General features: G+C 58.5%; 20 protein-coding genes. 5 read left to right on the top strand and 15 right to left on the bottom strand.

Translation table 11 applies throughout. The annotated features are described in order from the left end of the window. Positions 1-324 precede the first annotated feature (324 nt). On the bottom strand, positions 325-1,248 hold the full coding sequence (gene lrhA, locus B3229_RS19700; protein WP_033791641.1) for a transcriptional regulator LrhA: 924 nt from the start codon (positions 1,246-1,248) through the stop codon (positions 325-327). A 960-nt stretch (positions 1,249-2,208) separates the two neighbouring features. Here lrhA and B3229_RS19695 point away from each other — a divergent pair. Beyond that, the gene (locus tag B3229_RS19695; RefSeq protein WP_033750497.1) at positions 2,209-3,426 is read left to right on the top strand and encodes a pyridoxal phosphate-dependent aminotransferase; all 1,218 of its coding nucleotides are present in this window, start codon (positions 2,209-2,211) and stop codon (positions 3,424-3,426) included. A gap of 68 nt (positions 3,427-3,494) precedes the next feature. Further along, complete coding sequence (gene yfbR / locus B3229_RS19690; protein WP_033750499.1) at positions 3,495-4,094, top strand: 5'-deoxynucleotidase; 600 nt, start codon at positions 3,495-3,497, stop codon at positions 4,092-4,094. 30 nt (positions 4,095-4,124) lie between these two features. Here yfbR and B3229_RS19685 read toward each other — a convergent pair whose 3' ends face one another. The 3 genes from B3229_RS19685 to yfbV form a co-directional block, all read right to left on the bottom strand. Further along, a complete protein-coding gene (locus B3229_RS19685) occupies positions 4,125-4,787 on the bottom strand; it encodes a sugar phosphatase (RefSeq protein WP_048780907.1) in 663 nt (220 codons plus the stop codon). A gap of 12 nt (positions 4,788-4,799) precedes the next feature. After that, complete coding sequence (locus B3229_RS19680; RefSeq protein WP_033791645.1) at positions 4,800-5,294, bottom strand: YfbU family protein; 495 nt, start codon at positions 5,292-5,294, stop codon at positions 4,800-4,802. 145 nt (positions 5,295-5,439) lie between these two features. Further along, positions 5,440-5,892 (bottom strand): terminus macrodomain insulation protein YfbV, encoded by a 453-nt coding sequence (gene yfbV / locus B3229_RS19675; RefSeq protein ID WP_033750506.1) that lies wholly within the window; start codon positions 5,890-5,892, stop codon positions 5,440-5,442. 339 nt (positions 5,893-6,231) lie between these two features. On the opposite strand from yfbV, the gene ackA reads away from it, so the two are divergent. Both ackA and pta read left to right on the top strand, forming a co-directional pair. Next, entirely contained in the window at positions 6,232-7,434 is a 1,203-nt protein-coding gene (gene ackA / locus B3229_RS19670) for an acetate kinase (protein ID WP_048780908.1), read from the top strand. Between the two features lie 67 nt (positions 7,435-7,501). Further along, the gene (pta, locus tag B3229_RS19665) at positions 7,502-9,646 is read left to right on the top strand and encodes a phosphate acetyltransferase (protein WP_033750511.1); all 2,145 of its coding nucleotides are present in this window, start codon (positions 7,502-7,504) and stop codon (positions 9,644-9,646) included. A gap of 168 nt (positions 9,647-9,814) precedes the next feature. On the opposite strand, the gene yfcD is transcribed toward pta, so the two are convergent. Next, positions 9,815-10,333: an NUDIX hydrolase YfcD gene (yfcD, locus tag B3229_RS19660; protein WP_033750514.1), complete on the bottom strand. Its 519-nt coding sequence runs from the start codon at positions 10,331-10,333 to the stop codon at positions 9,815-9,817. Between the two features lie 113 nt (positions 10,334-10,446). Further along, the gene (gene yfcF / locus B3229_RS19655) at positions 10,447-11,088 is read right to left on the bottom strand and encodes a glutathione transferase (protein WP_048780911.1); all 642 of its coding nucleotides are present in this window, start codon (positions 11,086-11,088) and stop codon (positions 10,447-10,449) included. Between the two features lie 172 nt (positions 11,089-11,260). On the opposite strand from yfcF, the gene B3229_RS19650 reads away from it, so the two are divergent. Further along, the gene (locus B3229_RS19650; RefSeq protein WP_286873686.1) at positions 11,261-12,181 is read left to right on the top strand and encodes a TIGR01777 family oxidoreductase; all 921 of its coding nucleotides are present in this window, start codon (positions 11,261-11,263) and stop codon (positions 12,179-12,181) included. Positions 12,182-12,226: 45 nt separating this feature from the next. On the opposite strand, the gene hisP is transcribed toward B3229_RS19650, so the two are convergent. The 9 genes from hisP to folC form a co-directional block, all read right to left on the bottom strand. Beyond that, complete coding sequence (gene hisP, locus B3229_RS19645; RefSeq protein ID WP_033750531.1) at positions 12,227-13,000, bottom strand: histidine ABC transporter ATP-binding protein HisP; 774 nt, start codon at positions 12,998-13,000, stop codon at positions 12,227-12,229. Between the two features lie 8 nt (positions 13,001-13,008). Beyond that, entirely contained in the window at positions 13,009-13,725 is a 717-nt protein-coding gene (locus B3229_RS19640) for an ABC transporter permease (protein ID WP_286873684.1), read from the bottom strand. Further along, a complete protein-coding gene (locus tag B3229_RS19635; RefSeq protein WP_286873681.1) occupies positions 13,722-14,408 on the bottom strand; it encodes a histidine ABC transporter permease HisQ in 687 nt (228 codons plus the stop codon). The genes B3229_RS19640 and B3229_RS19635 overlap by 4 nt, the downstream gene beginning before the upstream one ends. A gap of 127 nt (positions 14,409-14,535) precedes the next feature. Further along, a complete protein-coding gene (gene argT / locus B3229_RS19630) occupies positions 14,536-15,318 on the bottom strand; it encodes a lysine/arginine/ornithine ABC transporter substrate-binding protein ArgT (protein WP_048780914.1) in 783 nt (260 codons plus the stop codon). 268 nt (positions 15,319-15,586) lie between these two features. After that, on the bottom strand, positions 15,587-16,156 hold the full coding sequence (locus B3229_RS19625; RefSeq protein ID WP_286873677.1) for a UbiX family flavin prenyltransferase: 570 nt from the start codon (positions 16,154-16,156) through the stop codon (positions 15,587-15,589). A 112-nt stretch (positions 16,157-16,268) separates the two neighbouring features. After that, a complete protein-coding gene (purF, locus tag B3229_RS19620; RefSeq protein WP_033750546.1) occupies positions 16,269-17,786 on the bottom strand; it encodes an amidophosphoribosyltransferase in 1,518 nt (505 codons plus the stop codon). Positions 17,787-17,822: 36 nt separating this feature from the next. Continuing rightward, the gene (gene cvpA / locus B3229_RS19615; protein ID WP_021509181.1) at positions 17,823-18,308 is read right to left on the bottom strand and encodes a colicin V production protein; all 486 of its coding nucleotides are present in this window, start codon (positions 18,306-18,308) and stop codon (positions 17,823-17,825) included. 252 nt (positions 18,309-18,560) lie between these two features. Continuing rightward, on the bottom strand, positions 18,561-19,340 hold the full coding sequence (gene dedD / locus B3229_RS19610) for a cell division protein DedD (protein WP_048780915.1): 780 nt from the start codon (positions 19,338-19,340) through the stop codon (positions 18,561-18,563). Then, the gene (gene folC / locus B3229_RS19605; protein ID WP_286873652.1) at positions 19,330-20,604 is read right to left on the bottom strand and encodes a bifunctional tetrahydrofolate synthase/dihydrofolate synthase; all 1,275 of its coding nucleotides are present in this window, start codon (positions 20,602-20,604) and stop codon (positions 19,330-19,332) included. The genes dedD and folC overlap by 11 nt, the downstream gene beginning before the upstream one ends. Between the last annotated feature and the right edge of the window lie 80 nt (positions 20,605-20,684).

The following is a 20,684-nucleotide window of genomic DNA, read 5'->3' as shown; positions in this document are numbered from 1 at the left end:
GCTTTTTCCTTCCCCTTGTCAGGGGTATTTTTTTGATCCAGGACACAAAACTGGCCTTTTTGTCCTTTTTTTCAGCAAATGCCGCCCAAATACGGAACAGAGTTTTCACATCTTCAGACAAAGAATTTCATCTTTGCCCCGATCGAAATGGCGTTTTAGTTTGTTAATGCAGGAAAAGCGCTTTAGGGCGGAAATAGCGAGGCAGCGGCCTTTCAGGCGGATAAAAAAAGCCCTTCGATGCAAAAGCATAACGAAGGGCTTTTTTATTACAGTTTTAACAACTGGCAGGCAGAACAAACGGAAACGGGCAATAGTCTCTGCCGGTTACTCTTCATCATCCAGCAACAGCGTCCCATCCGGGTTGGCGCTCAGATTGTAGGGATCGTTGGTAGACTGCATGGCGTTGAAAATCGCCAGCGCCAGTTCGTTATCACTGTCAGGATTGCGGCACAGCAGATATTGCGTATCCGGCAATACCGGCAGCCCTTCCGCCGCGCCCATGACGCGCAGTTCCGGACTCATCATCTCCACCGGACGCGCCGTCACGCCAAGGCCCGCTTTTACCGCGGCGCGTACTGCAGCCAGCGTAGAGGCAACGTAGGAGATACGCCACGGAATGCCTGCTTCGTTGAGGTGATCGATCGCCATATCGCGGTACGGACTCGGTTCGTCCAGCAGCACCAGAGGAATCGCTTCGCCGCGCTGAAAGATATAATCCGCCGCGCAGTACCACAACGTTGGCGACGTACGCAGCACCTGATGGGTAAAGCTGCCGGGGCTTGAAGTGGTCACAACCAGATCGACCTCGCCCTGGTTCAGCATCTCCATCATAAAGGGATTGCGTTTTACGCGGACGTCGATCGCCAGCTTCGGATAGACCGATGTCACGCGGTTAAGCAGGAACGGCAGGATGGTGTCGGAGGTATCATCTGAAGCGCCGATAGTCAGCACGCCCTGGATGTTGCTGTACATCAGCGATGTGCAGGCCTCGTCGTTGAAACGCAGGATTTTCCTGGCGTAGCCTAAAAGCTGAATACCGTGCTCAGTTAATAATTTATTACGTCCATGTCTGGCAAACAGCTCTTTACCTACCAATTGCTCCAGACGCTGCATCTGCTGGCTGACGGCCGACTGGGTTCGGCACACAGCGGCAGCAGCCGCCGCAAACGTGTTCAGGTCCGCAACGGCAACAAACGTTCTCAGCAGATCGAGGTCGAGATTCAGTATCGGACGATTTGCATTAGTCATGTTTTCTTCACTTATAAGATTTTTAAAAAACTACTACCCTGGTGTTATTACGCTACTTATCAAAGAGATAAGTGGTAATGATGCTCATTGCCGGTCCTGTGTGAGACCGTCAAAGAAATTCGTGTCAGACGTATACCGACAAACGCGCATCCCGAAACAGCGGGAAAGCAGCGTTGAGTAGACAGAAACAACTTCTGGACCGACAGCGCGGGAGCGCAATTGCAGGAAGCTGCGTTGGTGTCTAGGGTTCCGTACCTAAAGCGGACGGAAAAAGCCAGCTACGGGATTATGAATTGCGTAGCAGCTAAATGCGACAAATAATAAATTATACTTAATCATTTTTAACTTCAAAATGGAAATGATTTTGTGAAAAGCATCGTAATTTTTGACCAGATCGCATTTCAGGCCCATCCTGGCACACCGCTGCGCAATTTTTAACCGCCCAGTTTCTGAAAGTCGAGATAAAGTGCGAAGATACGCCTTAAATACCTTTTATCAGGTATGCACTGGCCCTTACGCCCAGGGAACTTTTCCGGCTATTTACAGCTGCTAAGGCGCCCCAGCGGGCACGAGCGCTTCCCGGTTGGCTTATCCTGCAATCGGTCCGGGTGGATTTTTAAACATTTATATAAAATAGCTTAACTATTTCCCTGTTCATCTACTTGCCTTTCCGCTCATATTTTAGCCGGAAACTTCGCGATTGCTTCTCAGCGCGACGGACAGCGTCGTTTACAGCCAACATCACGCAGGCCAGAGAAAAATATCGTTCATGAACTAAAAATCAGTTTTTGTAACCAGTTAATTGCAAAGAAATTATGCATTACCCCATGGCTGCCGTAAAAAGATGGCAAAGACGCCAAAACCTGCCGCCGCCCTTCTTTTGTCGCATTGAGGAGAGTACATTGTGCTGGTTTGATTTCTGCGGCAGTAAAAGGATTCTGCCCATAAAGGCGATTAAAAATGACTTTTCAAATTGATAAATCCGGCAAGCTGGAAAACGTCTGTTACGACATTCGCGGGCCGGTACTTAAAGAGGCTAAACGTCTCGAAGAAGAAGGCAACAAAGTTCTCAAGCTCAATATCGGCAATCCCGCGCCTTTCGGTTTCGAAGCGCCGGATGAAATTCTGGTCGATGTTATTCGCAACCTGCCGAGCGCGCAGGGCTACTGCGATTCAAAAGGGCTCTACTCGGCGCGTAAAGCCATTATGCAGCACTACCAGGCGCGCGATATCCGCGACGTCACGGTTGAAGACATCTATATCGGCAACGGCGTTTCCGAACTGATCGTGCAGGCGATGCAGGCGCTGCTGAACAGCGGCGACGAGATGCTGGTGCCCGCGCCCGACTATCCGCTCTGGACGGCGGCGGTATCGCTCTCCAGCGGCAAAGCGGTGCACTATCTGTGCGACGAATCGTCCGACTGGTTCCCCGATCTTGACGATATTCGCAGCAAAATCACGCCGCGCACCCGCGGCATCGTCATTATTAACCCGAACAATCCTACTGGCGCGGTCTACAGCAAAGAGCTGCTGCTGGAGATCGTCGAGATCGCGCGTCAGCATAATCTGATCATTTTCGCTGACGAAATCTACGACAAGATCCTTTACGACGCCTCGCAGCACCATTCGATCGCCGCACTGGCGCCCGATCTGCTGACCGTGACCTTTAACGGCCTGTCAAAAACCTACCGCGTGGCGGGGTTCCGCCAGGGCTGGATGGTGCTTAACGGGCCGAAGAAGCATGCGAAAGGCTATATCGAAGGGCTGGAGATGCTGGCCTCGATGCGCCTGTGCGCCAACGTGCCGGCGCAGCATGCGATCCAGACCGCGCTGGGCGGCTATCAGAGCATCAGCGAATTTATCGCGCCGGGCGGCCGACTTTACGAGCAGCGCCAGCGCGCCTGGGAGCTGATCAACGATATTCCCGGCGTCAGCTGCGTGAAGCCGAATGGCGCGCTCTATATGTTCCCGCGCATCGATGCGAAGAAGTTCAACATTCACGACGACCAGAAAATGGTACTGGACTTCCTGCTGCAGGAAAAGGTGCTGCTGGTGCAGGGCTCCGCCTTTAACTGGCCGTGGCCCGACCATGTGCGTATCGTTACCCTGCCGCGCGTCGACGATCTGGAGATGGCGATCGGCAAGTTCGACCGTTTCCTGCAAGGCTATCGCCAGTAAAACCCGCCGCGTATACTGACAGCATTTGGGGAAGCGCGACGCTTCCCCCGTTGCTGACAGGATAACGCATGACCCGAAGCCACTTTTTCGCCCATCTCTCCCGCCTTAAACTGATCAACCGCTGGCCGCTGATGCGTAACGTGCGCACCGAAAACGTGTCGGAGCACAGCCTGCAGGTCGCGATGGTGGCGCATGCGCTCGCCGTGATAAAAAACAAAAAATTCAGCGGCGCGCTCAACGCCGACCGCATCGCGATGCTGGCGCTTTATCACGACGCCAGCGAAGTGCTTACCGGCGATCTGCCGACGCCGGTGAAGTATTACAACGCGCAAATCGCCCATGAGTATAAAAAGATCGAGAAGATCGCCCAGCAGAAGCTGATCGAGATGCTGCCGGAAGAGCTGCAGGAGGAGTACCGTCCGCTGCTTGACGAGCATCAGCACAGCGAAGAGGAGCAGTCGGTAGTGAAGCAGGCGGACGCGCTCTGCGCCTACCTGAAATGCCTTGAGGAGCTCTCGGCCGGCAATAACGAGTTCCTGCTGGCTAAAGCGCGTCTGGAGAAAACGCTGCAGCAGCGTCGCACGCCGGAAATGGACTATTTCGTCGAGGTGTTTATTCCCAGCTTCAGCCTGTCGCTGGATGAGATCTCGCAGGATTCCCCGCTGTAAACCGGCGGCGTCTCGCGCCGCCGGCTGCGCTCAGCTTTGCAGATGCAGAGAGAAGCCGCCTTCGGCCTGTGGCGTGACCCGCAACGACGCCAGCGAATTAAGCTGCATCAGCGTTTCGCCGAGGCGCGGCGTATCGGCGGCGGGCGCGTTGATCGCGATCACGGCGCAGCCGGCGTCTAGTCCAGAGAGAATGCCGGCAGGCGCATCCTCGACCACCACGCACTTTTCCGCCGCCAGCCCCAGTTTTTCCGCGCCAAGCAGATAGGGATCCGGCGCGGGCTTGCCCTTCTCCACCTGCTCGGCCGTGATAAATACCGACGGCAGCGGCAGGCCAGCGGCCTTATGGCGCGCGTGCGCTACCGGCACCGAGCCGGAGGTCACGATAGCCCAGGGGATCTGCAGCGCGTTTAAGCGCGTCAGCAGCGCGTGCGCGCCCGGCAGCGCCCGCACGCCGTCGGTATCCTGCGCTTCGTTTTGCTCCAGCGCGCGAAACTCCGCCTGAATCGCCGCTTCCGGCTGGCCCGCCATAAAATGGCGCAACGAGGCGATCGCCTGCTTGCCGTGAATAAAACTCAGGATCTCCTCGGCCGCGATGCCGTGCCGCGCGCCCCAGTTGCTCCACGCGCGCTCTACCGCTGGCAGCGAGTCCACCAGCGTGCCATCCAGATCAAACAAAAAACCGCTATAGGTCACAAGACGCTCCCGTCAGGCGTTAATAATCTGCGCGATTTCCGTCGCGCTCAGATGATATTGACGCGGACAAGTGTGCCACACCGCCAGCATACGTCGATACTTTTCCCACATCGGCGTCTGCGCATTGAAGCCGTGCGTGCCGGAATCAAAATGGGTATAGCGCCCTTCGGTATTGACCATAAAGCGCACGTAGCCGAGGTAGCGCGCTTCTGTGGCGGCATCAAAGCCGAGGAAAGCGAGACGGCGTTCGTCCAGCGAGGCTTTATCGCCAAGATTCGACCAGGAGACGTGCAGCGCATGGTGCATCTCCATAATGTCGATAATGGTGCGGCAGGTCTCTTCCGTCAGTTCGCCGAACTCTTTATCCAGCTCGCGCATCTGCAGCCCGTAGCCGCGCTCGATAATGGTCTGATAACGGCGATAGCGCTCGGCGTTGTCCGGCTCCAGCATGGCCATCATTTTGTACTGGTTAGAGAGAATAAGACGCTGCGCGTGGGTCATTTCCATCGTAGGCTCCTGGGCCGACAGGCCGCTCAAGTATTAGACGGAAAATAGTGGCATAAGGCGGGTGATGCGGGTATGCCCGCATCACTTTTCTTTGATTTAGACCCGGTTGAGCGACAAATTCTCTCAGCGGGAAAAAGGCGGTCGATCAAAGATCGTCGAGGAAGGTGCGATCCAGCTGCTTGAATGCCCGCTTTAACAGGTCGGCCAGCGCCTGATAGGTCGGCTTGCCCTCAACCGGCGCAATCGCCTGGCCCGCTTCTTCCAGCCGGGCGCGCACTTCATGGAACCAGTGCAGCAGCGTAGGCGGCAGCGGCGTTACCGAGCGTTTGCCCAGCCACCACAGCCCCTGCATCGGCAGACTACAGGCGAAGAGCGCGGTAGCGACTGCCGGGCCGAGCTGTCCGCCGAGCGCGATCTGCCAGCTCAGCGTGAACACCGCCAGCGGCGGCATAAAGCGGATGGCGAAACGGGTTACGCTCGAGACGCGGTTTTCAGGAAAGATCGGCGCGAGGCGTTTGTCATTCGGCCAGGTCTTCATATAGTGCTGGCCGTTTTGGAAAATACGGAACCAGCCAGTATTGCCAGAATCATTCGCCATGGCGGACCTCAACTAAAACTGCAAAAAATAAAATTATTTTATAACTACACAACTTTACGTGACATCCTTCAAAATTTTTTGTCTTTAAAGGGCAGTCTCGCTATTCTGACCCCGCCTCAATAACCTACTGGAAGCGGGGAAAAACGTAAATCACAAACGTAGCGGCCAGCTTTCACTAAGCAAATTTCAAAAATTTGCGTAAAATTACCGAAATTTTTTTGCGGAGAAGCAACATTTTGACTACCGCAACGGAGTTATGATTAAGCTCCCCGCATTCATGGGCTACGCTGATAGTCTGATTGCCTTTTTTTTAGCCACTTTTAACAAATAGGTACTTCCATGTCGAGTAAGTTAGTACTGGTTCTGAACTGCGGCAGCTCTTCACTGAAGTTCGCCATCCTGAATGCCGCCAGCGGAGAGGAATACCTGTCCGGCCTGGCTGAATGCTTCCATCTTCCGGAAGCGCGCATTAAATGGAAACTGGACGGAGAAAAACACGAAGCCCCTCTAGGCGCCGGCGCCGCACACAGCGAAGCCCTGAATTTCATTGTTAAAACTATTCTGGCACAAAAACCAGAGCTGTCGGCACAAATTGCTGCAATTGGTCATCGCATCGTGCATGGCGGCGAGCAGCTGACGGAATCGGTCATTATTACCGACGCCGTGGTGCAGGGCATTAAAGATAACGCCTCTTTCGCGCCGCTGCATAACCCGGCGCATCTGATCGGTATCGAAGAGGCGATGAAAAACTTCCCGCACCTCTCCGACAAGAATGTGGCGGTTTTCGACACCGCTTTCCATCAGACTATGCCGGAAGAGTCCTACCTCTACGCCCTGCCCTACCGTCTCTATAAAGAGCACGGCGTTCGCCGCTACGGCGCGCACGGCACCAGCCACTACTACGTCACGCACGAAGCGGCAAAAATCCTGAACAAACCGGTCGACGAACTCAATATCATTACCTGCCACCTCGGCAACGGCGCCTCGGTGGCGGCGGTGCGTAACGGCAAGTGCGTCGATACCTCAATGGGTCTGACGCCGCTGGAAGGTCTGGTGATGGGCACCCGCAGCGGCGACATCGATCCGGCGATCATCTTCTATCTGCACGATACGCTGGGCATGAGCGTCGACGCCATTAACAAGCTGCTGACCAAAGAGTCCGGCCTGCTGGGCCTGACCGACGTCACCAGCGACTGCCGCTACGTCGAAGACAACTACGAAACCAAAGAGGACGCGAAGCGCGCCATGGATGTTTTCTGCCATCGTCTGGCAAAATACATCGGCAGCTACAGCGCCATGATGGACGGCCGTCTGGACGCGGTGATCTTTACCGGCGGCATCGGCGAAAATGCGGCGATGGTCCGCGAGCTGTCGCTGAAAAAGCTGGGCCTGCTCGGCTTTGAGGTCGATCATGAGCGCAACCTGGCGGCGCGCTTTGGCAAATCCGGCTTTATCAATAAAGAAGGCACCCGCCCGGCGATTGTCATCCCCACGAATGAAGAGCTGGTGATCGCCCAGGATGCGGCGCGTCTTACCGCCTGATGTTTCCTTCACCGTCAGCTTCGGCTGACGGCGTTGTTTTTGACACTACCTAAAGCGAGGTTCAAACGTGTCGCGTACAATCATGCTTATTCCTACCGGCACCAGCGTCGGCCTGACCAGCGTCAGCCTCGGCGTTATTCGTGCCATGGAGCGTAAAGGCGTTCGTCTCAGCGTCTTTAAACCTATCGCGCAGCCGCGCGCTGGCGGCGATAAGCCAGACCAGACCACAATGATCATCCGCAAGAACTCGTCGATTCCCGCCGCCGACCCGCTCAAGATGTCGCGCGTCGAGTCGCTGCTGGGCGCTAACCAGCAGGACGTGCTGATGGAAGAGATCATCGCGCGCTACCACGAAAACACCAAAGATGCGGAAGTGGTGTTGGTTGAAGGCCTGGTGCCGACGCGTAAGCATCAGTTCGCCAACGCGCTCAACTATGAGATCGCCAAGACGCTTAACGCCGAGATTGTGTTTGTCATGGCGCTGGGCAACGATTCACCCGCCCAGCTGAAAGAGCGCATTGAACTCACGCAAAGCAGCTTCGGCGGCAGCAAGAACAAAAACATTACCGGCGTCATCATCAACAAGCTGAACGCGCCGGTGGATGAGCAGGGCCGCACGCGTCCAGATCTGTCGGAAATTTTCGACGACTCCACCAAGGCGAGCGTCGCCAATATCGATCCGAAACAGCTGTTCGCCGACAGCCCACTGCCGGTACTGGGCTGCGTGCCCTGGAGCTTCGATCTGATCGCCACGCGCGCTATCGATATGTGCCGCCACCTCCATGCCGAAGTAATTAACGAAGGCGAAATCGCCACGCGCCGCGTTAAGTCGGTGACTTTCTGCGCGCGCAGCCTGCCGCATATGCTGGAGCATTTCCGTCCCGGCTCGCTGCTGGTGACCTCGGCAGACCGTCCTGACGTGCTGGTGGCCGCCTGTCTGGCCGCGATGAACGGCGTAGAGATCGGCGCCATCCTGCTGACCGGCGGCTACGAAATCGACAACCGCATTGCGAAGCTGTGCGAGCGCGCCTTCCAGACCGGCCTGCCGGTCTTTATGGTGAAAACCAACACCTGGCAAACCTCGCTCAGCCTGCAGAGCTTTAACCTGGAAGTGCCGAGCGACGATACCCAGCGCGTAGAGAAAGTGCAGGAGTATGTCGCCAGCTATATCAACGCCGACTGGATCGAATCGCTGACCGCGACCTCCGAACGCAGCCGTCGCCTGTCGCCGCCGGCCTTCCGCTATCAGCTCACCGAGCTGGCGCGCAAAGCGGGCAAACGTATCGTGCTGCCGGAAGGCGATGAGCCGCGCACCGTCAAAGCCGCCGCCATCTGCGCCGAGCGCGGCATCGCGACCTGCGTGCTGCTGGGCAACCCCGATGAGATCCAGCGCGTTGCCGCCGCACAGGGCGTCGAACTGGGCAAAGGCATCGAAATTGTCGATCCCGAAGTGGTTCGCAACAACTATGTGCCGCGTCTGGTCGAGCTGCGTAAGAACAAAGGCATGACCGAAGTGGTGGCGCAGGAGCAGCTGGAAGACAACGTGGTGCTCGGCACTATGATGCTGGAAAGCGGCGAAGTGGACGGCCTGGTGTCAGGCGCCGTGCACACCACCGCCAATACCATTCGTCCGCCGCTGCAGCTGATCAAGACCGCGCCGAACAGCTCGCTGGTCTCCTCGGTATTCTTTATGCTGCTGCCGGAGCAGGTGCTGGTGTATGGCGACTGCGCCATCAACCCGGACCCGACCGCGGAACAGCTGGCGGAAATCGCCATTCAGTCAGCGGACTCCGCCCATGCGTTCGGCATCGAACCGCGCGTGGCGATGATCTCCTACTCGACCGGCACCTCCGGCGCGGGCAGCGACGTGGAAAAAGTGCGCGAAGCGACGCGTATCGCGCAGGAGAAACGTCCGGATCTGGTGATCGACGGTCCGCTGCAGTATGACGCGGCGATTATGGAAGATGTGGCCAAATCCAAAGCGCCGAACTCGGCGGTCGCCGGTCGCGCCACGGTGTTTATCTTCCCGGATCTCAACACCGGCAACACCACCTACAAAGCGGTGCAGCGCTCGGCAGATCTGATTTCTATCGGTCCGATGCTGCAGGGTATGCGCAAGCCGGTTAACGATCTGTCGCGCGGCGCGCTGGTCGACGATATCGTCTACACCATCGCCCTGACCGCGATTCAGTCGCAGCAGGCGGAAGGCTAAGCCTTCTGGGTTCACATCCTCGCCGCAGGGAAGCGGCGGCCGAGGCCACACGGACGTGTTCACGCCGACTTTACGTAACCGGCTGTTGCCCGCGTCTGAACAGCACAAGCATCACAGGCCGCAAAAACAAAAAAACGCCCGACCGGGCGTTTTTTCAACCAACAATTTTTAAGCGTCGCCGTTGCGCGTCAGCCACAGCGAGAGCGCTTTCAGCGAATCATCGGTAAACTCGTCGCAGCGCGCGGTAATCTCATCCGGGGTCATCCAGAACACCTCATCCACCTCCTCTTCCTGCATGGCGAACGGGCCGTGATAGACGCAGCTGAACAATCCGCCCCAGACGCGAACATGCTCATCTTCGAAGTAGAACTTGCCGTGCTCGGCAAAAGGCACATCGGCAATGCCCAGCTCCTCCTCAGCTTCGCGGCGCGCCGACTCCAGCAGATCTTCGCCGCTCTGCACCACGCCGCCCGCGGTGGCGTCCAGCATGCCGGGCATGAAGTCTTTGGTCTCGGTGCGGCGCTGCACCAGAATCTTGCCTGCGCCGTCATGCACCACGATATAGGTGGCGCGATGGCGCATACGCTGCGCGCGCATCTGCGCACGCGTCGCCTGTGCAATCACTTCATTCTCTTCATTAACGATATCGACCCACTCGATAGCGTCGCCCGCGGTTTGATCCACCATCCGGTAACCCTTTTCTGTTCTGGCGTGCCGTGCGACACGCGCCTGATTGCCACGTCGTTGTTATAGTGTGCTGTAAGGTAATCACTTCCGCTCGCCTGAGCAAGCGGCGCAATCTATCGTTGTTTGCCGCTTTCCGCCAGCCAGAGCTGCACCGAGGCGCGCTGCCACTGAAATTCAGCATATTCCCTGAGCTTATCCGGCAGCGCGTCGCCGTGCAGCGCCAGGCGATTCAGCATCACCGCCAAATCCGTATCGGCAACGGACCACTCGCCGAACAAATTCTGCTGCTTGTCCGGCAGCAAGCGCTGACTCGCCGCAATCAGCTTCTCCGCCGCCTGCGCCGCCGCCGCGCTCAACGGCGGGAAGCGCTCGCCGGCGAATAACACCTCCGTTGGCCGCTCCTGACGAAGGGGTAAAAAATCGCTGCGCAGCCACGCCTGCACCTCGCGCGCCCGCGCGCGCTTCTCGCGATCGCGCGGATAGAGGCGATCGAATTCAGGCGCAGGAAAACGCTCTTCCAGATATTCAGCGATAGCAGAAGATTCGCTCAGCACGAAATCGTCAATCTGCAGCGTCGGCACGCGGCAGGTGAGCGACAGCGCGCGATAGTCGCTGTGGAACTGCTGATTTTGCGACAGATCGACGCGTTTCAGCGAAAAAGGAATGCCCTTCTCCGTCAGCGCGACGTAAACCGACATGGCGTAAGGACTAAAAAATGATGAATCAGACCACAGGGTGATGGACGGGTAATTCATCTGCTACCTCAACTGGCTTATCCGGGTAGCCTGATATTTACCGACTTTCTTTGCGCAAAGCAATGTCCGGCTGGTCCGATCTTCTCAAAGCGCGACGCAGTCCGGCAGCGCGCGGCCGCGCTTCTTCTATGCTGAAACAGTGCGTATCAGAAAAATGATAAGGAGACGCGAGATGCACATACTTATGACCGGCGGAACCGGGCTTATCGGCCGCCATCTTATTCCTCGCCTGCTGACGCTGGGGCATCAGATCAGCGTCGTCACGCGCGATGTCGCCGCCGCGCGGGAAAAGCTCGACGCGCGCGTCGCGCTCTGGTCAGGCCTGGCGCAGCAGCAAAACCTCGACGGGGTCGACGCGGTCATCAAGCTGGCTGGCGAACCCATCGCCGACAAGCGCTGGACGGAACAGCAGAAACAGCGGCTGTGCGAAAGCCGCTGGCAGATCACCGAACGCATCGCCTCGCTGATCAACGCCAGCCACGCGCCGCCGCGCGTGCTGATCTCCGGGTCGGCGACCGGCTACTACGGCGACACCGGCGAGCTGGTGCTGACGGAAGAGGATCAGGGCCAGGAGGAGTTCACCCACAGCCTCTGCGCGCGCTGGGAGCAGCTGGCGCTGAGCGCCCAGAGCGAGCGCACTCGCGTCTGCCTGCTGCGCACCGGCGTGGTGCTGGCCAGCGAAGGCGGCGCGTTAAGCAAAATGAAGCTGCCGTTCAAGCTCGGCGTCGGCGGCCCTATCGGCAGCGGCAAGCAGTATCTGCCTTGGATCCATATCGACGATATGGTCAACGCCATTCTCTGGCTGCTGGATCGCGACGACCTGAGCGGTCCTTTCAATATGGTGGCGCCTTACGCGGTGCGCAACGAGCAGTTCGCCGCCACGCTCGGCCATGTGATGCATCGCCCGGCCTTTATGCGCACGCCCGCCAGCGCCATCAAAATGATGATGGGCGAATCGTCGGTGCTGGTGCTGGGCGGGCAGCATGTGCTGCCGAAGCGGCTGGAGGCCTCCGGCTTCGGCTTTCGCTGGTACGATCTGCAAGAGGCGCTACAGGATGTCGTGGGAAAACCGGCAGGCAAAGGCGCGGCGTAGCGCCAGGCTGCTTTCCGCCTTCTCCGCTTACGGAGAAGGCGGCCCTTACTTCAGCGAGCCTTTAAGAAACTGCTGCAGGCGCGGGCTTTTCGGATTGCCGAACAGCGCGTCCGGCGGCCCTTCCTCTTCAATCTTGCCCTGATGCAGGAAGATCACGTGGCTGGAGACGTGGCGCGCGAACTCCATCTCATGGGTCACCACCACCATGGTTTTGCCCTCTTCCGCCAGCTTCTGCATGATACGCAGCACTTCGCCCACCAGCTCGGGATCGAGCGCCGAGGTCGGCTCGTCGAACAGCAGCACCTCCGGCTCCATCGCCAGCGCGCGCGCGATTGAGACGCGCTGCTGCTGACCGCCCGACAGGTGCACCGGATATTTCGCCTGCGCGCGCTCGTCGATGCCGACCTTATTGAGATAGTTGACGGCGCGGGCGCGGGCGTCCGCTTTGCTCAGTCCCAGCACCTGAATCGGCGCCTCCATCACGTTCTCCAGCACCGTCATGTGGCTCCACAGATTAAAGTGCTGAAACACCATGGTGAGACGAGTGCGCAGCGAACGCAGCTGTTCTTTATTCGCCACCTTGAGCTGACCGTCGGTGTCGCGCACCAGGTTGATCGGCTCGTTGGTCACGGAAATGGTGCCTTCGCTCGGCTTTTCCAGGAAATTAATGCAGCGCAGGAAGGTACTTTTCCCCGATCCCGACGATCCGATGATGCTGATCACGTCACCTGCATCGGCCTGTAAAGAGACCCCTTTTAATACTTCATGGTCACCGTAACGCTTATGCAGTTCGGTCACGCTTAATTTGTTATCAGCCATAGTTCTACTCAATGCGATGACGAAGGTTTGATGTGTGCGAGGAAGCGGCGCTCCGCCAGACGGAACAGGCTAATCAACACATAAGAGATAATCAGATAGAGCACCGCCGCGATGCCGAACGCGGTAAAGGGCTGGTAGGTCGCTGAGTTAATGTCGCGCGCGATCTTCAGCAGGTCCGGCACCGTCGCGGTAAAGGCGAGCGCCGTAGAGTGCAGCATCAGGATCACCTCGTTGCTGTAGGCGGGCAGCGCGGTACGCAGCGCGGACGGCAGGATAATGCAGCGGTAGAGCTTAAAGGTAGAGAAGCCGTAGGCGCGCGCCGCCTCGATTTCGCCATGCGGCACGGCGCGGATCGCCCCGGCGAAGATCTCCGTGGTATAGGCGCAGGTATTGAGGGTAAAGGCCAGCAGCGTACAGTTGAGCCCGCTGCGGAAAAAGGCGTTAAGCAGCTCCGAGCCTTTCACCACTTCCAGCGTATACATGCCGGAGTAGAACACCAGCAGCTGCACATAGAGCGGCGTGCCGCGAAAGATGTAGGTAAAGAGCCAGACCGGGGTGCTGACGAAACGGTTCGGCGAAACGCGCGCGATGGCCAGCAGCACCGCCAGACAGCCGCCGATCATCACCGACAGGATCAGCAACCACAGAGTAATGGCGACGCCGGTAAAGCGATAGCCGTCGGTCCAGAGCAGGGATTTCCAGTACTCCTGAATAATATCAATCATATCTCCGCCCTTTTTACGCCGACCGAGTAGCGGCGATTCAGCCACCACAGCACGCCGTTCGACAGCGTGGTAAAGATTAAATAGATCGCGCCGGCGACGATGGCGAAGTAGAACGGCTGCCAGGTGCTTTTACCCGCCAGCTGCGTCGCTTTCACCACATCCTCCAGCCCCAGCAGCGACACCAGCGCCGTGGCTTTCAGGATCACCTGCCAGTTATTGCCGATGCCGGGCAGCGCGTAGCGCATCATGCCGGGAAACAGAATGCGGCGAAATACCTGCGAGCCGGTAAAGCCGAAGGCGGTGGCCGCTTCGATCTGCCCTTTCGGCACGGCGAGAAACGCGCCGCGAAAGGTTTCGGTGAAGTAGGCGCCGTAGATAAAGCCGAGCGTAATGATACCAGCCACCATCGGGTCGATATCGAACTGGGCGAGGCCCATGGCGTCGGTCAGCGCGTTAAGGGCGATCTGCAGGCCGTAAAAAATCAGCAGCATCAGCACCAGGTCGGGCACGCCGCGGATCAGCGTGGTATAGCCTTCAAACAGCATCGCCAGCGGGCGACTGCGGGAGAGTTTCGCGCCCGCGCCGATCAGGCCGAGCACAACAGCCAGCACCACCGAACTGAGCGCCAGCTCCAGCGTCACCAGGGTGCCTTTGAGAATAACCTCGGAATAGCCGTACAACATTTAATCGATCCTGTCGTGGAGAAAACATCAATGTCCTGCCCGCGGGCGCACCAGCGGGCAGTCCTGACCAGATTGCGCGTTGCGCCGCGCGGCTCAACGCTGGAGGATCAGGTAAAGGTCGACAGGCTTAGTCACCGTACACATTGAAATCAAAATACTTTTTCGCGATCTTGTCGTAGGTGCCATCTTTGCGCATCGCCTCGAACGCTTTGTCGATGGCCGCCTTCAGCTCGCTATCGTCTTTACGCAATCCCATGCCGGTGCCGACGCCAAAAATCTTGTCGTCTTTCACCGCCGGACCGGCGAAGGCGTAGTTTTTGCCTACCGGCTGCTTCAGGAAGCCTTCGCTCGCCTGCACTTCATCCTGAAACGCCGCGTCGATACGACCCGCATTCAGATCCTGATAAACCAGATCCTGGTTCGCGTAAGGCGTCACGTTGACGCCTTTAGGGCGCCAGTTCTGGTTAGCGTAGGTTTCCTGCGTGGTGCCCTGCAGCAGGCCGATGTTTTTGCCCTTCAGCGACTCGATGGTCGGCTGAATCGGCGAGCCTTTCGGCGCCACCAGACGGGCGTTGGCCGCATAGAGTTTGTCGGAGAAGGCGATCTCTTCCTGACGTTTGGCGGTAATGGAAAGCGAGGAGATGATGGCGTCGATCTTCTTCGCCTTCAGCGACGGGATCAGCGCGTCGAAGTCGCTTTCAACATAGGTGCACTTCGTATTGATGCGTTTACAAATTTCGTTGGCAAGATCGATATCGAAGCCAACGAGCTGTCCTTGCGCGTTTTTCGATTCAAACGGCGGGTAAGTCGGGTCAGTCCCAATGCGAATCGACGACGGCACCGCGGCGAAAACGCTGGCGGCGCTGGTCAGGCCCAGCATGAGAGAAAGAGCCAGAACTCGCTTTTTCATAGATTACCCTCAGTGAAGTGCTTTTTGTTATGGGTGCGTGATGTGTTTGCGCTTGTTAAGCCACATATTTCTTGCATATTTCATGCCAGCAATGCAAGCCATTCGCGCGCCCGGCGCCGCGTCAGCAAGGCGTTGCCGCCGGGTTTGTGAGGGGAATATATCAGTGATGTCAGAGAGAAAAAGCGACCTTGTTAACTTTTGGTGCACCAAATGCACGAAGAGTGATCGCCAGCGCGCATTTGCACCTGAATAGTGCAAAATATGATGGTTATGCACCATTCCAGCGCGTAAAAAGATCCTGCGGCAGCGTAATGTCGAACTGGTCAACAACGCGGTTAACCGTCTGATCCACCAGTTCCATAATCGACTGCGGGCGATGATAAAAGGCCGGCACCGGCGGCATAATCACCGCGCCCAGCTCGGCGGCGGTGGTCATCATGCGCAGATGACCGATATGCAGCGGCGTTTCACGCACCCCCAGCACCAGCTTGCGCTGCTCTTTCAGCACGACATCGGCGGCGCGCGTCAGCAGGCTGTCGCTGTAGCTGTGCACGATGCCGGAGAGGGTTTTCATCGAGCACGGCAGGATAGCCATGCCCAGGCTCTTAAACGATCCCGACGAGATGCTGGCGGCGATATCGCGCACGTCATGCACCACATCGGCCAGCGCCTGCACTTCGCGCAGCGTGTAGTCGGTCTCCAGGCTAAGCGTCTGCCGCGCCGCCGGACTCATCACCAGATGGGTTTCCACCTCGCTAACCTGCTGCAGCACCTGCAACAGCCGCACGCCGTAGATCGCGCCGCTTGCGCCAGAGATGCCAATGATGAGTCGTTTCATGCGTGTTCCTTGCGGGTTCAGAGAGGCGCTATGATAGCGCGGGCCAGAACAGGAAAACAAACGGGGCGGATTTATCCGCCCCGTGCTTTTTCAGTCATCGCTGAGAACGCGCTTAGCCTTCGTTATGCAGCTCGAGGTTTTCGACTTCATTCTGACGCTGCAGCGCTTTGGCGTCGTCGTTGCGCAGCGACTGGAGATACTCCAGATACTGCTGATCGACATCTTTGGTGACGTAGACGCCGTTAAACACCGAACATTCGAACTGGGCGATATCGGGGTTCTCTTCGCGCACCGCTTCGATCAGGTCGTCCAGATCCTGGAAGATCAGCGCGTCGGCTTTGATCAGCTGGCAGATCTCATCGACTTCGCGGCCGTGCGCGATCAGTTCGGTGGCGCTCGGCATATCAATGCCGTAAACGTTCGGAAAGCGAATTTCCGGCGCGGCGGACGCCAGGTAAACGCGTTTCGCGCCCGCTTCGCGCGCCATCTCGATAATCTGCTCGGAGGTGGTGCCGCGCACGATAGAGTCATCCACCAGCAGCACGTTCTTGTCGCGGAACTCGGCGCGGTTGGCGTTGAGTTTGCGGCGAACGGCGCTGCGGCGCAGCTGCTGGCCCGGCATGATAAAGGTGCGGCCAACGTAGCGGTTTTTCACAAATCCCTGACGATAGGGCTTGTCGAGAATGCGCGCGATCTCCAGCGCGATATCAGTAGAGGTTTCCGGGATCGGGATCACCACGTCGATATCGAGATCTTCCCACTCGCGAGCGATTTTCTCGCCCAGCTTGGTGCCCATGCGCACGCGCGCGCTGTAGACGGAGATCTTGTCGAGGAACGAATCGGGACGCGCAAAGTAGACGTACTCGAACAGGCACGGGTTGCTTTTCGGGTTCTCGGCGCACTGGCGCGTAAACAGCTGGCCCTGCTCGGTGATGTAGACGCCTTCGCCCGGCGCGACGTCGCGCAGGAACTCAAAGCCCAGCGTATCGAGCGCCACGCTCTCGGAGGCGACCATATACTCGACGCGGCTGTCAGGCAGCACGCGCTTGCCCAGCACCAGCGGACGAATGCCGTTGGGATCGCGGAAGGCGACCATGCCGTGGCCGATGATCATGGCGACGACGGCGTAAGCGCCGCGCACCTGCTGATGCACCGCTGCCACCGCCGCGAAAATGTTATCCGCTTCCAGCGGGTCGTTCTGAAAACGGTCCAGCTCCTGCGCGAAGATATTCAGCAGGATTTCAGAGTCTGACGTGGTGTTGACGTGACGGCGGCCCTTTTCGAACAGGTGCTTGCGCAGGTCGTGCGCGTTAGTCAGGTTGCCGTTATGGGCCAGCGTAATACCGTACGGCGAGTTAACGTAGAACGGCTGCGCTTCAGAGGCGCTGGAGCTGCCTGCGGTCGGGTAGCGAACGTGGCCGATCCCCATATTGCCCTGCAGACGCTGCATGTGGCGAGCTTCAAAGACATCGCTGACGAGGCCGTTCGCCTTACGCAGACGGAAGCACTTCAGCGCATCGATAGTACAAATGCCTGCGGCGTCCTGCCCGCGGTGCTGCAGCACCGTTAACGCATCATAGATCGACTGGTTGACCGGCATAAACCCGGTGATACCAACAATACCGCACATGTTGTCATTTCCTCATTAGCCGCACTCCCGGTGGCGTCACCGGGGCAAAAAACTCGACGTGCTTTTCAGGTAGTCAAAAAACCATCTGATTATATAACTGAACTGGGGAATGAGCTGGGACTGCTGCCAGTCCGGACTTTTGGAAAAGCCGGTGAATGTGTCGAGGAAGAAAAGGATCGCGCTAACGATCAGCACGCCGCGTAACGCCCCGAAACAGACCCCCAACACCCTGTCGGTTCCCGACAGGCCGGTCTTTTCAACCAGCGAGCCGATCACATAGTTGACTATCGCGCCGACAATCAGCGTCGCGACGAACAGCACCGCGATGGCGATACCGTTACGCACCAGTTCGTCGTCAAAACCTGTAAACCAGACTGCAAGGTAGGCGTAGTAATGACTGGCGACAAAAAACGCGCATCCCCAGGTAACGAGAGATAAGGCTTCCCGGACAAACCCGCGAATCAGGCTGACCAGAGCCGAAAAACCAACTACCGCAATAATGACGTAATCAATCCAGATCATGAACTCTTCCAGCGCCAGTGCGTCTGCACCCCTGCATCCAGTTCGGGGCGCATTCTAACAGAAAAAGAAAACGTTTGCGTAGCGCTTTTCCTTTTCACCTTCCATAAAAAGGGCGATGAAAAAAACTTTCCTCGCCCTCTGGAGATTCAACTGCTCAAGACGTTGAATCTAAACTATTTATATTGCGCCGCGCGACTTTAACACTGCGTGCGGCGCCGCCTTTTTATGCCATAGGCGGCGCCAATCGATGCTTTAGCGCGCGCTATAGGGCTTCACCACGCCGCCAAGGCCAGAGACGCTCTGCAGCTCTGAAAGCGAACTCTGCAGTTTGGCTTTCGAGGCGTCCGGACCGACATAGATACGGGTGATTTGTCCCTGCACCGGCGTCGACGGCACGGTAAAGGCGCGATAGCCCGACAAGCGCAGTTTGGCAACGATTTCGCTCACCTTGGCCGCATTTTTCAGCGCGCCGAGCTGCACCACGTAAGCCTGACCGGCAGGCGCGCTCTGCTCTGCGGCCTTCGGCGTTTCCACCGTCTTCGCCGGCTCGCTCTGCTTAGTTTCCACTGGCTTAGATTCCACCGGCTTCGGCTGCTCGACCGGCCTGGGCTGCGCTTTCGGCTGCTCGACCGGTTTCGCTTTCGGCGTTTCCGCCGGCCGGGTTTTCGGCTGCTCAACCTGACGCGGTTTCGCCGGCGTATTCTGATGCACCGGCGGCGGCGTCACCACGCTGGGTTCGCTTTCGCTCTGCGGCGTGGCGTTGCCCTGCTCGGCGACAGGATTCCCGGCGGCGCTGTTGCCGCTGCTTACCGCGCTGCCCGCGCCCTGCGGCGGCTGCGACGGTAGCGGCTGCGTCACCGGCGGCACCATCTCGCTATCCTGCTGGTCGTCCGGCTTCGGCACCAGCGGGATCGCCGCGAACTCCTCTTTATAGTGCTTCTTTTTGCCGTCCAGCAGGCCCGGCAGCACAATCACGCCGACCGCCACCAGAATAATGGTGCCGACCAGGCGGTTCTGAAACTTACTTGCCACGACCTTTCTCCGTCTCTGTCGATTCCATGACCTGCGCCACGGTATGGAAAGATCCACATACCAGCACGATGTCCTGCGCCTCGGCCTGGCCGCGCGCCGCCTGCCAGGCGCTCTCCACGTCGGCAAAGGCGGTCGCCGCGTCGCGAGGCAGATGCGCCATCAGCTCATCGGCGGTGGCGCCGCGCGGTCCGTCAAGCGGCGCGCAGTACCAGCTATCGATTTGCGGCGCCAGCGCCGCCAGGGTGCCGGCGATATCTTTATCATGCAGCATCCCCACCACCGCGTGCACCCGGCCACGTTTCGGCAGCTGCGCCAGACGCGATGCCAGATAGCTCGCCGCATGGGGGTTATGCGCCACGTCGAGGATAACGCGCGGCGATTCGCTGACCGTCTGAAAACGGCCGGGCAGGATCGCCAGCGGCAGGGTATTGCGGATAATCGCTTCGCTGACCTTCAGGCCGGAGGCGCGCAGCGCCGCCAGCGCCGTGGCCGCATTGGGCAGCGGCACCTGCGGCAGCGGCAGGTCATTCAGCTCGCCCTGCGCGTCGCGGTAGGCCCAGCTTTCCGGCTGCTGGCTATAGCGCCAGTCGCGGTCGCGCTGTAACAGCAATGCGCCCTTCTCCGCCGCGACGGCGGCGATGCTGGCGGGCATATCCGGCTCGCCGACCACCGCAGGTTTGCCGCCGCGAAACACGCCCGCTTTCTCGCGGCCGATGCTTTCACGATCGGGGCCGAGCCAGTCGGTATGATCCAGCGCGATGCTGGTCACCACCGCTACGTCGGCGTCGACGATATTGGTGGCGTCCAGGCGGCCGCCCAGCCCGACTTCGAGGATCGCCACATCGAGCTGCGCCTGTTGAAACAGGTTCAGCGCGGAGAGCGTGCCGAATTCAAAATAGGTCAGGGAAACGTCGCCGCGTCCCGCTTCGATTTTCGCAAAGCTGGCGGTATGCAGCGCGGCGTCAAGCTCTTCGCCCTGCACGCGCACGCGTTCGGTATAGCGCACCAGATGCGGCGAGCTGTAGACGCCGACGCGGTAGCCCGCCGCCATCAGCAGCGTTTCGAGCGTACGGCAGGTGGTGCCTTTGCCGTTGGTGCCGGCGACGGTGAAGACGAAGGGCGCGGGTTTTAACAGGTCGAGGCGCTGCGCGACGCAGCGAATGCGATCCAGGCCCAGCTCGATGGTCTGCGTGTGCAGATGCTCAAGATAGTAAAGCCACGTGGCCAAAGGCGACGTGGCTTGAGGAAGGTGAAGAGTGTCCATATGTCCCGTTTAACAGATTTTGACCCGGTTCAGCCGGTTCGACGGTGCATTGGTGAAAGGCGCGGCGCGCGCGCCTCTCT

Source organism: Pantoea sp. UBA5035 (assembly GCF_002415245.1).
Lineage (GTDB): Bacteria > Pseudomonadota > Gammaproteobacteria > Enterobacterales > Enterobacteriaceae > Pantoea > Pantoea septica.
Note: the sequence above shows the minus strand (reverse complement) of the source record. Positions and strands in the feature narration are given on the sequence as shown.

Excerpts from the sequence above, each read along its gene's own strand:
- lrhA (WP_033791641.1), bottom strand. The coding sequence starts at position 1,248 with ATGACTAATGCAAATCGTCCGATACTGAATCTCGACCTCGATCTGCTG.
- B3229_RS19695 (WP_033750497.1), top strand. The coding sequence starts at position 2,209 with ATGACTTTTCAAATTGATAAATCCGGCAAGCTGGAAAACGTCTGTTAC.
- yfbR (WP_033750499.1), top strand. The coding sequence starts at position 3,495 with ATGACCCGAAGCCACTTTTTCGCCCATCTCTCCCGCCTTAAACTGATC.
- B3229_RS19680 (WP_033791645.1), bottom strand. The coding sequence starts at position 5,294 with ATGGAAATGACCCACGCGCAGCGTCTTATTCTCTCTAACCAGTACAAA.
- yfbV (WP_033750506.1), bottom strand. The coding sequence starts at position 5,892 with ATGGCGAATGATTCTGGCAATACTGGCTGGTTCCGTATTTTCCAAAAC.
- ackA (WP_048780908.1), top strand. The coding sequence starts at position 6,232 with ATGTCGAGTAAGTTAGTACTGGTTCTGAACTGCGGCAGCTCTTCACTG.
- yfcD (WP_033750514.1), bottom strand. The coding sequence starts at position 10,333 with ATGGTGGATCAAACCGCGGGCGACGCTATCGAGTGGGTCGATATCGTT.
- yfcF (WP_048780911.1), bottom strand. The coding sequence starts at position 11,088 with ATGAATTACCCGTCCATCACCCTGTGGTCTGATTCATCATTTTTTAGT.
- B3229_RS19650 (WP_286873686.1), top strand. The coding sequence starts at position 11,261 with ATGCACATACTTATGACCGGCGGAACCGGGCTTATCGGCCGCCATCTT.
- hisP (WP_033750531.1), bottom strand. The coding sequence starts at position 13,000 with ATGGCTGATAACAAATTAAGCGTGACCGAACTGCATAAGCGTTACGGT.
- B3229_RS19640 (WP_286873684.1), bottom strand. The coding sequence starts at position 13,725 with ATGATTGATATTATTCAGGAGTACTGGAAATCCCTGCTCTGGACCGAC.
- B3229_RS19635 (WP_286873681.1), bottom strand. The coding sequence starts at position 14,408 with ATGTTGTACGGCTATTCCGAGGTTATTCTCAAAGGCACCCTGGTGACG.
- argT (WP_048780914.1), bottom strand. The coding sequence starts at position 15,318 with ATGAAAAAGCGAGTTCTGGCTCTTTCTCTCATGCTGGGCCTGACCAGC.
- B3229_RS19625 (WP_286873677.1), bottom strand. The coding sequence starts at position 16,156 with ATGAAACGACTCATCATTGGCATCTCTGGCGCAAGCGGCGCGATCTAC.
- purF (WP_033750546.1), bottom strand. The coding sequence starts at position 17,786 with ATGTGCGGTATTGTTGGTATCACCGGGTTTATGCCGGTCAACCAGTCG.
- cvpA (WP_021509181.1), bottom strand. The coding sequence starts at position 18,308 with ATGATCTGGATTGATTACGTCATTATTGCGGTAGTTGGTTTTTCGGCT.
- folC (WP_286873652.1), bottom strand. The coding sequence starts at position 20,604 with ATGGACACTCTTCACCTTCCTCAAGCCACGTCGCCTTTGGCCACGTGG.